Origin of the sequence: Natribacillus halophilus, from assembly GCF_900100185.1 — a bacterium.
Taxonomy (GTDB): Bacteria; Bacillota; Bacilli; order Bacillales; family Marinococcaceae; genus Natribacillus; species Natribacillus halophilus.
In genome coordinates this window covers 1-13,888 of record NZ_FNEN01000031.1, presented here as the reverse complement: position 1 = coordinate 13,888, position 13,888 = coordinate 1, and the positions used below count along the sequence as shown (strand labels likewise).

Genomic DNA, 13,888 nt, shown 5'->3' with positions numbered 1-13,888 from the left:
AAGCATTAGCGGAAACACCAACATTAACGTGATGATGTCGGTGACGGGATATCCTTGCTGTTTCTTGAATCCAACCTTATGACAAAGGGAGCGGAAGTTGAACGATTTCATAACATCCCTTACAATAGAATCAATTGAAAATCCATGAGTTTGAATTACTTTTTCAATCTCTTTGGTTTTTCCCCGCATGTGATAACACGTCCTTTTGGCATGATTTGGATTGGTACCTTAATTATACCAAAAGCCCTGTGTTCATGCGGGTTTTTTATGGATTTTATGCGGATTCAAAGGCCATTTTTTCTTGGTTTATCAAGGTGCGAAACTCGAGTAGAACATTGTTCTCAAGGGGGGGGATGTTCACCAATTCTCCGATCGTTTAGTCACGGCTTACCGTCTCTAACGGTGGAGAGGAGGTGAACGGCCTCCATGATTTCAGTATATGAAGCAGCGATGCTTTGTATAGGCGTTGCTACGCTAGTGTATCTGCTAACGAAAGATGCAAACGACGACACAAAAAAGTAGTAACCACCCCTAAGGTTCCAAATCAACGGGTGGTTACTCTTCGTGAGTGAACATCGCCCTTTAAGGACAAGTTCTATTGGAAGACCGTCGGTGTTCATATCACCTTCGGTCTTTTTATGATATGTGCTTTCAATGATCTTTATACCTTTACAAAAGGAAACAAAACACTCGTGTTCACTTCATCAACAACTTCTTAATTAGATCATACCATGAAACCTTAGGCTGCTGCAAATTTTCAAGTAGGACCGTCGCTCATTAATAAAATAAGCTCAATGTTCCGATTTTACGAATATAATAATGTCTCATATCTTTATTTTGTGATATTACCGATTATGTCACCAATCCAGTAACCGATTGTGTGTTATCATGATCAAATAATTCAGACCCGATTTCTTTGGCCGCCGATTCTTGTAATCCGGGGAGAAGGTGAGAATAAGTGTCTATGGTTACTTGAATGGATGAATGGCCTAATCTCTCCTGCACGACTTTTGGGTGAAAATTTAATTTTAATAGTTGTGTCGCGTGCGTGTGTCTTAGATCGTGGAATCGTATAGGCTTGTTATTTGACTCAGACACTAAGCCCCACGCTATGCGTGGGAGAATTGAATAGGAAGTGCCGTGAGGCGTGATGAAATAAAGTCCTCCTTTGCTATAATAGAATTGGTTTCACCAGCCAAATTCAAAAGCAAAGGAGGACGGTATCCCGTGGGTGCAAAAAGTTTATCCCATACCCGATGGGACTGTAGTTATCATATCATATTTATCCCCAAGTATCGCCGAAAAATCTTTTTCAAGAAGATACGGAAAGACGTAGGGGAAGTGTTGAGAAGTTTATGTGAGTACAAAAATGTGGAGCTGGTCAAAGAGAGTATAAGTGCGGATCATGTGCATATGTACGTGAAGATTCCGCCTAAAATTAGTGTATCTCAGTTTATGGGATACTTAAAAGGGAAAAGTGCCCTCATGGTATTTGATCGGTTTCCTGAATTAAGGAGATATGGAAATGGCAGACATTTATGGGCGAAAGGCTATTACGTGAGTACTGTCGGTCTCAATAAAGATGTCATTCGAGAATATATTCAGCAGCAAGAAGAGGCGGATATGATCGAAGACAGAATAGATAGGGATAAAAAATAGAAAATCCGAAAATAAAGCTGGTGAAACCGCGCCTTTAGGCGCAGCAAGTATCATGCCCTTATAGGGCGAATTCAAGCCACCCGTTGAACGGGTGGTCTGTAACTATAGGGAATCTCTTGATTCGCCCTACAGCTCAAACAATACTCCTCCCATAACAGTGACAGGGTTACGCCACTCTTTGCCAACTCTTTGTGAATATAGGCACTGTCTGGTTTTCGCCTAAAGTTAGAGCCTTCAGTCCTTTCTGGATATAATAGTTCTTGAAGCTCTGCATCCGACATGTCTACCTCAAAGGACCAAGTGATGCTATGAGCTTGTGCTCGTTTTAGAACATCACTTATCGTGTTCCTCGAATGGGAACAGCTCGATCCAATCTCCCTTTGACTCAGGCCTTGGGCGTGAAGCCTAAGGATTTCGCGATAATTAATCACACAAAAAAACCTCCTATATAATAGATTTACACAATATTGTGCAAATCTATTATATAGGAGATGGCTCAGTTTATGTCAGACGTGGCTCAAAATTGTGTCATAGGTGGCTCAAAAACATGGCAAGCGTGGTATAATCTCATGTCTTTATTCACCCGATGACTTTTTTCTACCATTCGGTGGCCGACTGAACCCAAATAACCGTTGGGTCGTGCTGGCAAGCTTGATCCCATGGTGGTAAGTCGAAGAAGCCTAAAGAAACCCTGAAAGACCTGACCCAGGGGAACCAAGCGTATTCGGTCCGAATGGCTCTGGGTGCATTGATTATCAAAGAGAAACTGGGCACGAGTGACCGTGAAACCGTCGAACAGATCACCGAAAATCCGTATCTTCAATACTTCCATGGCCTGCCTGAATTTTCGGAAGCAGCGCCTTTCGATGCTTCGACCATGACTCACTTTCGCAAACGTATATCCCGTGAGATGATTGATCAAATCAATGCGTGGATCGTGGAAGACCAACAATCTCAAGATAGTGGCGATGGTGATGCCGATGATGATCATCGCGGAACGCCTTCATCTTCTGCGCCCTCTGAAGAAAAAGAGAAGGAGACAGACGCCCCGGAGACACATCAAGGAGTGCTCTTAATCGATGCCACGTGTGCACCTGCAGATATCGCCTACCCGACGGATCTAAAACTTTTGAATGAAGCTCGTGAAAAGCTGGAAGCGATGATTGACGTGTTGCACGAACCATTCCGTGGAAACCAGAAGAAACCTCGAACTTACCGAAACCAAGCCCGACAATCATACCTGTCCATTGCCAAACAGAAAAGCCCGAAACGCAAAAAGGTACGAAAAGTGATTCGAAAGCAGCTGGGCTACGTTGAGAGAGATCTCAACCATCTGGAAGAACTGTCTCGTCAATCCGGGCTCGAGCGCCTAAGCAGCAAACAGTACGGGGAACTCCTTTCATTCAGGAACTGTACCGTCAGCAAAGGCAGATGTTTGAAACGAAGGCCAACCGCATTGACGACCGGATCGTCAGCATTCATCAACCCCATGTTCGGCCGATGGTTCGTGGAAAAGCCCATACGAACGTTGAATTCGGCGCTAAGTTGTCCATGAGCCTCATAGACGGATGGACGTTTCTTGACAACTTGCAATGGGATGCGTATCACGAAGCCGCTGATCTCCCAGCTTCAGTGGAAGCCTATGTGCAACGCACGGGCGTCTACCCCGAAGCTGTTTTGGCGGACAAGATTTATATCGCGCGCAACCAAAAACCGAAACTATTGCAAGGAACGCGGGATACGCCTTACGGGTCCGAAGCTGGGGCGCCCTTCCAAACAAGAATCCAAAGAGCAAAAGCAGATCGAGAAGCAGGATGCCGCAGAACGAAATGCCATCGAAGGAAAATTCGGTGCAGGCAAGCGCACCTATGGCCTCGGTCTTATTCGAGCATGCCTTCGAAACACCAGTGAAACGGTGATTTCCCTTCAAGTGCTCGTCATGAATCTCTCGAAAGCCCTTCGGGAGCATTCTTTTTTTATTTTTTTCATGTATTTGGTTCAGGACGTTCGATGTTCAGAAGGTTACCCCAAGGTTGCGTGAATGATCGGTAGGTCATTCAGAAACACCTAATTGGTGGAAAATATGGACCTTTTTGGGCGATAACCAATCCAAACCTTTTTCATTAAAATCCTATTAAAATCAGTAGGTTTCATGAAAGGTTTGGATAAGGGCGATTGAGTTATTTTTCAAGTGGCTGAAACAGCATGTAAAGATCAAGTCGTTTTATGGATTCGACGAAACCGCTGTCCACAATCAAATCTTTCTTGCGCTTATTGTGTATTGTCTTCATGTACTTATACAGCTGGAGACAAACAGCGAAAAGAGAATTTTACAGATCTCCCGGTGGCTCAAAGCTGCCCTGTGGAAATCATCAAGGGTGTGGATACGCAAGTTTGACAACCGTTCCGTTCCATAAAAAACATCACTTGTTGTCGGCACTAAAGGTCTTAAATGAATAATTTTTCCAAATGGACAGAGTGACCCTTTGTTCAGGGTTATCTTTTTTTTTACTCCATGACTGCATACAATATTACTGAAATTTCTACCTACATTTATGCAACGCTAGTGATGTTTGATATTTATTACAAAAAATATTTTGTAATAAAATTGACAAATGAAACCGCTTATAATAACATAAACTTAGATCTTACATAGATCTAAGTTTGAGCTATTATAATTCGAATGGGGTGATCTATATAAAGAAATTATGAAATGATAATCCCAAAATATTGATTTAAATTTATTGGAAGGATGATGAAATTGAAGAAGAGTTTGATATCTCTTGTATCCGGTCTTATTGTGCTTGCAGGGTGTGGAGATGAAACAACAGATTCTGCTGAAGAATACCCAACTGAAAATATTGATTTATTAGTAGGAGCAGGCCCAGGCGGAGGGACAGATAATTTCGCACGTGCTACAGAAGATCAATTGTCTGATAAATTAGAAACTAATATCGTTATTGAAAATCTGGAGCAAGCATCGGGTGCTGTAGCCAATGAAGAAACCGCAAATAGTGCACCTGATGGCCATACAATTAATTACGTTTCTTCAACTTTTATTGTGAGTAATGCTGCAGGTCAAAACGATACTGGGTTAGATGAACTTACCCCCGTAGCCAGAATGCAATCGGATATTTTATCACTTGTTGTCAATCCGGATGAATTCGATAATTTTGAGGAATTTAGAGAATATGCAGAAGCAAATGAGGTGAATGTTGGAGGTACGCATGCAGTAAGCCCCGATGAAATGGGCTTTTTAGAATTACAAAATGAATCAGATATAGATAATATGAATTATGTCCCTTATGATGATACAGGCGAAGTTCAGGCAGCCGTTATGGGAGGTAATTTAGATGCTTATGTTGGTGTAATAAGCGCAGTTGAGGAATATATGGAAAGCGGAGATCTTGAACCAGTGTTGGTTTTTTCTGAAGAACGGTTGGACGAAATGTCTGATATCCCTGCTACAGTAGAGGATTATGGATGGGATATCACCAATGGGAATGAGCGTGGAGTCTTAGTACATGCAGATACCCCTCCAGAGATCTTGGATGAACTAGAAAATGTTTTAAACGAAATATTTGAATCAGATGAATACAAAGAGTATGAAGAACAGAATAGTTTGCATTACAGAGATGGGTGGATGAGTTCTGAAGAGTACGAACAAAAGTTAGAAGAAGATTATGAAATGTATCAAGAGTTACTTGAAAATCAATAAACAAAACCAGGAGGAGATAAAGTGAAAAAAACAATCATATTTGTCGTTACAACCTTTATCTTCTCTGCATTATTCCTGGTACTAACATTTTACCTTCCTAGTAGTCATGAAGTAACCGCAATCACTGGGCCAGCTGTATGGCCGCTATTCTTACTCTTCTCTATGATAGTACTTAATGCTATGTTACTGGTTAGAACTGTTATACATGATAATAAGTTAAAAAAACAGGAGTATGAAGAGCTTAGTGGTGAAAAAGAATCAGGAGTAGCGGAGAAAGAGGAAACAAGTAAAGCTGTTGAGCCGATGGCGATTAGTAAATATAGGCACTATTATTTGCTATTTTTATTAATCATCTATGCGATATTGCTTGAATATGTAGGCTTTTTGATCAGTTCAATCATTTTCTTCTCATTTTGTAGTGTTCTTCTTGGGATGCGCAGAAAAGTAACCATCGCTGTATCAACAGTCTTTGCTCCTTTTTTAATATATGGCTTGTTCGAGATTTTACTTAATATACAATTGCCGTAGTAGTAAGAACTTCAATAAGAGGAAAAATCATATTTTGTGTCACAATTAGAAGAGGAAGGTGCTTTTATGTTAGATAATTTGCTCGGCGGTTTAATGACAGCAATAGAGCCTTCCCATTTCATTATACTTCTCTTGGCTGTTGTAATAGGGTTTTTAGGTGGTGCTTTACCAGGACTTAGTGGAGTTATGCTGGTAGTAGTTTTGCTACCAGTAACTTACGGAATGGAAACTACTAGCGCGTTTATGTTGCTTACAGCCATTTATGGGGCAACTGTTTTTTCAGGGATGATCACCTCTATTTTATATCGGGCTCCAGGTACACCTGAATCAGTAACCACTGTCTATGATGGATACCCAATGACGCAACGCGGGGAAGCAGGGAAGGCACTTGGGGTTGGAATTCTGAGTTCAACAATAGGAGGAATCGTAGGTACAATATTTCTTATTGCTCTTACACCGACATTAGCCTCGATAGCCCTTCAGTTTGCTGCTCCTGAATATTTTGCGTTGGCAGTATTAGGCCTAACAGTTGTGGCGTCATTAAGTAGTGGTAAACTGATTATGGGTTTTATTGGTGTGCTGTTTGGCTTATTCCTTGCGACAATTGGTACTGATACGATTACTGGAACACAAAGGTTTACATTTGGAAGTTCAGAAATAGCAGGAGGGATTGAGCATGTTCCGGTCATTATCGGTCTTTTTGCAATCTCAGAAGTTTTAAATAGAGCTACTGAAACACAGAACCTTAAAGGTAATGTAGAAAAGTTCAAAATTAAAATTTTTGATTCTACTGTGTTTAAGAAAATCAGAGGTACATTAGCAAGATCTTCTTTGATAGGTGTGGGGATTGGAAGTCTACCAGGTGTAGGTCCAACTACTGCTGCGATTCTTAGTTATAGTGAGACCGTGAGGTGGTCGAAGAACCCACAAAAGTTTGGTAAAGGTGCACCAGAAGGGATAACTGCTCCTGAGTCCGCTAATAATGCTGGTGCTATGGGTGCTTTAGTCCCTTTATTCGCTTTGGGTATACCTGGTAGCGCTACCACCGCAGTAATGCTGGGAGCATTTGTTATGCATGGATTACAACCTGGACCAAACCTTATGACTACAGACGGAGATATTGTATATGCTGTGTTTGCCGGTTTATTGATTGTCAATTTACTAGTTTTAATCTTTTCAAAGCCATTTATTATAATGTTTTCCAAGCTTTTAAATATACCCTATTCCATTATTGGCCCCTTAATTGTAATATTTTGTATGATAGGGACGTTTGCTCTTCGTAATTCAATGTTTGATGTATTTTTAATGATGGGCTTTGGGGTGCTAGGTTTTTTTCTAGAAAAGCTACGTTTTCCATTAATCACAATAGTTCTTGGAATCGTTTTAGGTCCTCTAGCAGAAAGTGAATTCAGGCGTTCGTTAGAGTTATCGGGAGGAGACTTATCAATTTTTGTTTCACGTCCAATTAGTGCCACATTACTCACCATATCTGTAATTATGGTTACCCTTGCAATCATCAAACCAATAATTGATAAAAAGCGGAAAACCCATACTAATTAAACGGAGGGAACATAATGATTTACCATCATTTATTTAGAAATGCCGATAAAAAAGAAGTTGTAACAGCTGTTATCGGAACAGGACACTTTGGAAAAGCCATTATAACTCAACAAAAATATAATCAATTTATTGATGTAAGAGTCGTGATGGATAAAGATGTAGAAGCAGCGAAAAAAGCACTATTAGATGCTGAAATTGACGAAAAGAGTATTTCATACACTAGCAGTATATCCGAAGCAAAATCTTTATTAGGGAATGGAAACTATATCTACACTGATGAACTAGGGGTTCTCTTAGACATTCCTGAAATTGATGTCGTTTGTGAAGGAACGGGCGTTCCTGAAATTGGAGCTGTTCATGCCAAGAAAGCGATTGAAAACGGCAAACATGTGGCGATGGTTAACAAGGAAACAGATTCAGCTATTGGTCCAATTCTTAAAGATATGGCAAGAAAGGCAGGTGTTGTCTATACTCCTGTCGATGGCGATCAACACGGCCTTCTTATGTCAATGTATGAATGGGCAAGAGAAATTGGATTAACCGTTATCTCGGGAGGAAAAGCTCGAGATGGCGAATTCATCTTTAATGAAGAGGAACAAACGGTATCAATTGAAGCAGATGGCATTACTGTACATGAATCACATGAAATTTCAGTTTCAGATCAAGATTTACAATACCTGAAAATGATTCCTGAGGGGCAAACAAAAGAATATCTTGAGAAGAGAGAAGAAATTTTGCAAGAACTTCCGGGTGCAGGTGCTTTTGATCTTTGTGAATTAACGATAATGGCAAATTGTACGAATTTAAATCCTGATATTGATCGTTTACACAAAGCTTCACTAAGGATCACGGAGTTACCAATTGCTTATTGTCATAAGGATAATGGGGGTGTTTTTGATGATGAAGGTGTCATTGATTTAATCACCTGCTTTAGAAGACATGATGAAGCAGGCATGGGCGGGGGCGTTTACATTGTTGTTCGGTGTGATAATACCTATTCTAATTATATTTTGACAACGAAGGGCCAAATCCCTAATTATGATCGGTCCACAGCAGTCATCTATCGTCCATACCATTTATGTGGAGTTGAGACTTCCACTTCCATTGCAAGCAGTGGGCTGTTAAATCTGGATACCGGTTCGTTAGAATATAAGCCTCGCTACGACCTTGTGAAATACGCAAACAGAGATATTAAAGCCGGAGATACATTTGGTGGTGACCATGATCTTAGTTTGAGTGCAGAACTATCATCAACGAGAGAAATGCAGGAAGGAAATGCGGTACCTGGCCATTTATTGACAGGCAATAAAGCAAAAGTGGACATTAAAGCAGGGGAGCTTATTACTTATGAGAAAGTAAAAACACCCGAAAACTCCACCCTTTGGGAGCTAAGAAAACAACAAGATGAACAATTTTTATCTCAGTAATATAAGATCAGCTTATTATTGGAGGAGTTTAAATGACAGAGCGATTATTATTCGCATTTTACGGTGATGATTTTACGGGTTCTACTGATGCTATGGAAGCATTGACAATACACGGGCTTCGAACGGTTTTATTTCTTGAAGTTCCTACTGAAGAATTGCTAGATGAATTTGAAAATGTCCAATGTATAGGGATTGCTGGAACAGCAAGAGCAAAATCTCGCTATGGAATGCGAGAGGAGCTTCTGCCAATCTATGAAAAATTAGATGAAATTAACCCCCAATATATTCATTATAAAACGTGCTCAACCTTTGATTCATCTCCTGAGACTGGCAGTATCGGTTATGCCGCCGATCTAGCCAGGGAGTATTTTAAACATCAACAATACCCTGTTCTCGCAGCAGTTCCACAATTAGGAAGGTATACCGTTTTTGGGCAGCATTTCGCTAAGATGAACGAACAAATATACAGATTAGATCGTCACCCTGTAGTATCCAAGCACCCGATAACGCCAATGATTGAAGCGGATCTGAAAGTTCATTTAATGGAACAAACAAATCAGTCAGTTGGAAACATTAATGTTTTAGAGATAGAAGGGGGTGTAACTGAAAAGACGGCAGAATCAGTAGACGAAGAAATCATTATATATGATGCCTTAAAGGAAGAGCATTTAGATGAGTTTGCTAACCAAGTCACGAATACCAATCGGAATGAATCACAATTCCTTATCGGTTCTTCCGGGGTGGAATATGCGCTTGGGAAATTATGGGGAGACCCAAGTTATGTTGAGGATACTACACAGAACTCAACAGAAGATAACCGCATTTTAGTAGTGTCGGGAAGTGTATCGGAAATTACGAGTGATCAGATGGCTCAAGCTGTATCTGATGGATTTCATATCGAGCAAATTCCCTACTATTATTTTGGCTATGATGAACTTCCACAAGATTTTTTAATTAAAGTCACCGAACTTATTGAAGAGAAGAAAAAGGTTATTCTTTATACTGCAGATGGTCCAAATGATCCCGCTATTGAAAAAATGAAAGAACATGTAAACGATACAAATGATATTGGATATACCATTGGCCATGATTTAGGCGTATGGACGAAAAAAATAATAGAAAACTGTCATTTAGATAGAGTTATAATCTCCGGAGGTGACACATCTGGTTTCGTGACAAAAGAGCTGGAAATCTACGCTTTGGAACTTTTGAGTAGCATTTCCCCAGGCGCACCGTTATGTGTGGCCTATTCAAAGAATGAAATATTTAACGAGATGCAAATCGCTTTAAAGGGTGGTCAACTGGGTGGAAAGGACTTTTATAAACGTGTTATGACTTGTAAATGAGGGATTAATGGGATGGAAATAAAATCAGGCTCGAATACGTTGCTCAAAGATATTGCCTACGAAAAAATTAAACTGGGGATCATTGAAGACCTGTACCAACCCGGTTATTTTTTATCTGAAAAAAAGCTGGTTGAAGAATTAGAAATGAGTAAGACTCCAATAAAATCAGCTATTGATCGCTTAGAATCAGAAGGCTTTGTCACCGTTTCCTCTAAAAGAGGAATTATTATCAAAGATCTATCCATTGATCGAATTAACGATATTTACAATTTACGTATAGCCCTAGAAACATTTAACTGTAAGCAAATTTATCATAGGATAACAAGTAATGAGTTAGAAGAGATAAAGACCAACTTAAACAAGATGGCCGACACTGTAAACGAATTAAACGTTAAACAGTTTGCTCAAGTAGATCACGAGTTTCATCGTATTATTAGTCATATTGCGGGTAACCAAGAAATACAGCATATTCTTCTAAACTATCATGATCATTTATATCGTATTACGTTAAGACATTTAAATAAAGAACCTAAAAGAATGCATAAATTTTATGAAGATCACATTGTTATGTATGATCAACTCAAAAATCATGATCAGGAATGTATTGAAAGTATGAGAAAGCATTTAGATGAGTCGAAACAATTACTATTTCGATAGTCCTTGGAGTTGATTCAATGGAGACAGTAGTTGTTGATCAAGTTCACCATTTATCAATAAAGAAACAAAGAATTCCGAAGCTTAATAGTGATGAAGTTTTAATAAAGGTTTCCATGGCTGGTATTTGTGGTTCAGACATTCATGCATTTAACGGAAATCATCCCTTTAGAATTCCTCCAGTTTCTATAGGCCACGAATTATCTGGGGAAATTGTTGAGATAGGTTCAAGGGTGAGGTATATTAACAAGGGCTCAAGGGTTAGTGTAATTCCTCAACTAGGGTGTGGGGGTTGTAGATATTGTAAAAGTGACCAAAAAAACTTATGTGTTGCTCGGAGAGCCCCTGGAGTTAATGAGTGGTTAGGCACTATGGCAGAGTATTTTATTGCACCTGTTTCCTCCGTAATAGAACTTCCTCAAAGTATTAGCCATAAAGCTGGTGTTATGCTAGAACCTCTAGCTGTAGGTTTTCATGCAGTAGATCAAGCAGAAATTAACGAGAATGACAAGGTAGCTATTTTGGGAGCAGGACCTATAGGGCTTGTAACCTTGCTTGCTTCTATTTCGAAAGGCGCAAAACAAAATTTGATTACGGACGTTCGGAATTATCCGTTGGAGGTGGGAGCCAAACTTGGGGCTCAATACACTGTAGATATTACCAAATATGACAATTGGATAGAAGCAGCTATGGAGAAGGTAGAAGATTCCTTTGATAAAGTTATCATTGCTACTGAGGCCCCTGATATCATTAATCAAGCACTACATTTGACAGCAAAAGGTGGCAAAATAGTGATTGTAGCAATGTTCAACGAGAAACAGTCTGTAAAAATCAATGATTTACAAGGTAAAGAAAAAGAGATCATCGGATGTATGACGTATCATCATCAGGATTTCGAGGAGGCCGTTAAATTTTTAGGTAGTGGTAGTAGTAATATTGCTTCAGTGGAAAACATTATTTCTCATGTCCTTCCTTATAGAGAGGCTCAAAAAGGGTTCGAAATGGCGGCTCAAAGTAAAGAGGACGTATTGAAAGTGATTCTTTCCTTTTAACCTATTAAGTCAACCGACGGAGGGATAAAATTGAGTGACGATCGTGATATTATTTCAGAGTTGCAGAAGACAGGTTCTTTTTTAATGGAGCATAAGCTTGCATGGGGGACTGCCGGAAATATTAGTGCTAGAGCGAACCTTGAACAGTATTATATATCAGCTAGCGGAACATATTTGGGTCAATTACAGGAGGCAGATTTGGTATTAGCTCCGGGTAATAAAACAAGTGATTGCAAAAAGCCATCAAAAGAAGCTCCTATGCACGGCGCTATATATGATGAAAGACCAGAGATCCATGCTGTCATTCACAGTGCTCCGTTTTATAGTACATTACTAGCTTGTACATCGTTAAATCTTCCTTCAACTTATTTCGTTGAAGCCATGTATTATTTAGAAAGAATTGCACGAATACGTTATGAACATCCAGGAAGCAATGAGCTGGCAGAAGCAGTTAGAGAAAAAGCAAAGGAAGCAAATGTTTTTTTCCTTGAAAATCATGGAGTGATTGTATGCGATGTTAGTATTAAAGAAGCGTTAATGTCGCTTCAAACACTGGAGTTCACTTCAAGAATGTTAGTGACATCCTTAGAAAAAGGGATTGATATAGAAGGTTTATCAGATGATACAGTGGAGGATTTTCTTAACAATGCAGGATACAAAGAGAGAAGAAGGTGGGAATAAAAAGGATTCATAGGACTTGGGCCATTATTAACAGTTATGGTGCTTGTGGTGGGCTTTTTTCAAGAATGAGCCTTACCTTCCCCGCCTGAATTAATTGTGCTAAGTGCTGGGAAGTGCGTTTACGTTCTTTTTAACTTCGATTACCGCTAACCTTCTTAAGCCAAGCCAATAACTTAGCATTATAAAAAATGGAGCATCCCTGTTAGGGGAAATATTGAGCTTTGAACAGAAAAGAGTCCCCTAGTATAGTGCGGAGTGAACGATGAATCATCATTGCACTTCGAAATTGAAAAACCAAGGAGGACTCATCATGAATTATACACAAAATGAAAAGCTTGCTCAAATTTCCCCTAAAACGCTCAGCTGTGAGGGGTGAATTAATACATCAGACTCCAGTGAGCGTCCTGCTCTTTTTAATAACTCAACTTTTGGACATGACTAATACACGAAAACACCTGATATAAAGGGATTTAAGGCTAATTTACCCTCAAGAAAGTAACGGTTTTCGCAAAAAATACGGCAAGTTATCAAACAAGCGATCCAAAAACGGCCGTCGGTGAGTAAGTGTTCTTCCTCCAGCATCGAGCCAAAACATCAAGGATCATCAAGAGGGCTTCAGACAATCGAAGATCCTCAACCTCATCACAACACATGAAAAACAACTGACCAATCGTGCGAGGATCTTCTTCCTCTCGCGAGCTTACAGCGAGCATCATGTAGCGGAGGAACACGATCGATGTGTGCGCAGTTATCGCATCATAACTGCGGCTTTGCCATAAATGCGGACAGCATCTTCCTCGGTATGATCCAGGTTCGTCGTAAGGATGGCTAACCACTTTTTCGAACGGTTGCGATCACGAATAAAAATGATGCGAGCTTGAATCTCTCGGCCATGTTCATCCGCACCCAGGCCAACAAGGATCGAAGCAAGGATTTTCGCACGACCTCGTTTCTTGCGCACTTTTTGGTAAAGCTGGTTCAACGTATAGGATTCCCCTTCGTAGGTATAGTGAATCTTGGGGGATCGCTTGATCATACATACGACATCCAGGGGATACTGGGTGACTACGCGTTTGATGATCGAAGGGTATGCAAACCAGCTATCGAAAAGGAGCGTTTTAGCGCTAAGCTTCACAGGATTGATGTCATCCAGCAAGGTGAACAACGTTTCCGTCCCTTTCTGCAGCGCTTCTTGTCGGCGGTGGTAACCCTCCTGGAAACGGTTTTCCCCTGTCTGAACTAAGCAATGAAAAAGCTAGGGGT

11 protein-coding genes and 4 pseudogenes are annotated in these 13,888 nt (G+C 40.2%); 11 read left to right on the top strand and 4 right to left on the bottom strand.

Annotated features, from left to right (window positions below):
• A pseudogene (locus tag BLS58_RS17875) lies at nucleotides 1-189 on the bottom strand (IS4 family transposase); the annotation flags it as partial.
• A 663-nt stretch (nucleotides 190-852) separates the two neighbouring features.
• A complete protein-coding gene (locus tag BLS58_RS16610; RefSeq protein WP_245723228.1) occupies nucleotides 853-1,098 on the bottom strand; it encodes a tyrosine-type recombinase/integrase in 246 nt (81 codons plus the stop codon).
• A gap of 129 nt (nucleotides 1,099-1,227) precedes the next feature.
• On the opposite strand from BLS58_RS16610, the gene tnpA reads away from it, so the two are divergent.
• The gene (gene tnpA / locus BLS58_RS16605; RefSeq protein ID WP_090400202.1) at nucleotides 1,228-1,659 is read left to right on the top strand and encodes an IS200/IS605 family transposase; all 432 of its coding nucleotides are present in this window, start codon (nucleotides 1,228-1,230) and stop codon (nucleotides 1,657-1,659) included.
• Nucleotides 1,660-1,730: 71 nt separating this feature from the next.
• Here tnpA and BLS58_RS16600 read toward each other — a convergent pair whose 3' ends face one another.
• Nucleotides 1,731-2,090, bottom strand: coding sequence for a helix-turn-helix domain-containing protein (locus BLS58_RS16600; RefSeq protein WP_090400199.1), 360 nt, complete (start codon nucleotides 2,088-2,090; stop codon nucleotides 1,731-1,733).
• A gap of 130 nt (nucleotides 2,091-2,220) precedes the next feature.
• Here BLS58_RS16600 and BLS58_RS16595 point away from each other — a divergent pair.
• The 10 genes and pseudogenes from BLS58_RS16595 (at nucleotide 2,221) to BLS58_RS16550 (ending at nucleotide 12,625) form a co-directional block, all read left to right on the top strand.
• Nucleotides 2,221-3,700, top strand: a pseudogene (locus BLS58_RS16595) (IS5 family transposase).
• A 133-nt stretch (nucleotides 3,701-3,833) separates the two neighbouring features.
• Nucleotides 3,834-4,076, top strand: a pseudogene (locus BLS58_RS18100) (IS4 family transposase); the annotation flags it as partial.
• A gap of 344 nt (nucleotides 4,077-4,420) precedes the next feature.
• Nucleotides 4,421-5,377, top strand: coding sequence for a Bug family tripartite tricarboxylate transporter substrate binding protein (locus BLS58_RS16585; RefSeq protein ID WP_218126279.1), 957 nt, complete (start codon nucleotides 4,421-4,423; stop codon nucleotides 5,375-5,377).
• 21 nt (nucleotides 5,378-5,398) lie between these two features.
• On the top strand, nucleotides 5,399-5,905 hold the full coding sequence (locus tag BLS58_RS16580; RefSeq protein WP_090400196.1) for a tripartite tricarboxylate transporter TctB family protein: 507 nt from the start codon (nucleotides 5,399-5,401) through the stop codon (nucleotides 5,903-5,905).
• 36 nt (nucleotides 5,906-5,941) lie between these two features.
• Nucleotides 5,942-7,465, top strand: a complete 1,524-nt coding sequence (locus tag BLS58_RS16575; protein WP_245723227.1) for a tripartite tricarboxylate transporter permease — start codon at nucleotides 5,942-5,944, stop codon at nucleotides 7,463-7,465.
• 14 nt (nucleotides 7,466-7,479) lie between these two features.
• Nucleotides 7,480-8,892, top strand: a complete 1,413-nt coding sequence (locus tag BLS58_RS16570; protein ID WP_090400192.1) for an NAD(P)H-dependent oxidoreductase — start codon at nucleotides 7,480-7,482, stop codon at nucleotides 8,890-8,892.
• A gap of 32 nt (nucleotides 8,893-8,924) precedes the next feature.
• Nucleotides 8,925-10,238: a four-carbon acid sugar kinase family protein gene (locus BLS58_RS16565; RefSeq protein WP_090400190.1), complete on the top strand. Its 1,314-nt coding sequence runs from the start codon at nucleotides 8,925-8,927 to the stop codon at nucleotides 10,236-10,238.
• Nucleotides 10,239-10,250: 12 nt separating this feature from the next.
• Nucleotides 10,251-10,895: a GntR family transcriptional regulator gene (locus tag BLS58_RS16560; RefSeq protein WP_090400188.1), complete on the top strand. Its 645-nt coding sequence runs from the start codon at nucleotides 10,251-10,253 to the stop codon at nucleotides 10,893-10,895.
• A 17-nt stretch (nucleotides 10,896-10,912) separates the two neighbouring features.
• The gene (locus BLS58_RS16555; protein ID WP_090400186.1) at nucleotides 10,913-11,944 is read left to right on the top strand and encodes a zinc-dependent alcohol dehydrogenase; all 1,032 of its coding nucleotides are present in this window, start codon (nucleotides 10,913-10,915) and stop codon (nucleotides 11,942-11,944) included.
• Nucleotides 11,945-11,974: 30 nt separating this feature from the next.
• Nucleotides 11,975-12,625 carry a class II aldolase/adducin family protein gene (locus BLS58_RS16550; protein ID WP_245723226.1) on the top strand — a complete coding sequence of 217 codons (651 nt, stop codon included), beginning with the start codon at nucleotides 11,975-11,977 and terminating at the stop codon, nucleotides 12,623-12,625.
• A gap of 487 nt (nucleotides 12,626-13,112) precedes the next feature.
• Here BLS58_RS16550 and BLS58_RS18465 read toward each other — a convergent pair.
• Nucleotides 13,113-13,888 (bottom strand): annotated as a pseudogene (locus BLS58_RS18465) (IS4 family transposase); the annotation flags it as partial.

Bases quoted from the DNA above. Each gene is read 5' to 3' on its own strand.
- BLS58_RS16570 (WP_090400192.1), top strand. From the start codon at position 7,480: ATGATTTACCATCATTTATTTAGAAATGCCGATAAAAAAGAAGTTGTA.
- BLS58_RS16565 (WP_090400190.1), top strand. From the start codon at position 8,925: ATGACAGAGCGATTATTATTCGCATTTTACGGTGATGATTTTACGGGT.
- BLS58_RS16560 (WP_090400188.1), top strand. From the start codon at position 10,251: ATGGAAATAAAATCAGGCTCGAATACGTTGCTCAAAGATATTGCCTAC.
- BLS58_RS16555 (WP_090400186.1), top strand. From the start codon at position 10,913: ATGGAGACAGTAGTTGTTGATCAAGTTCACCATTTATCAATAAAGAAA.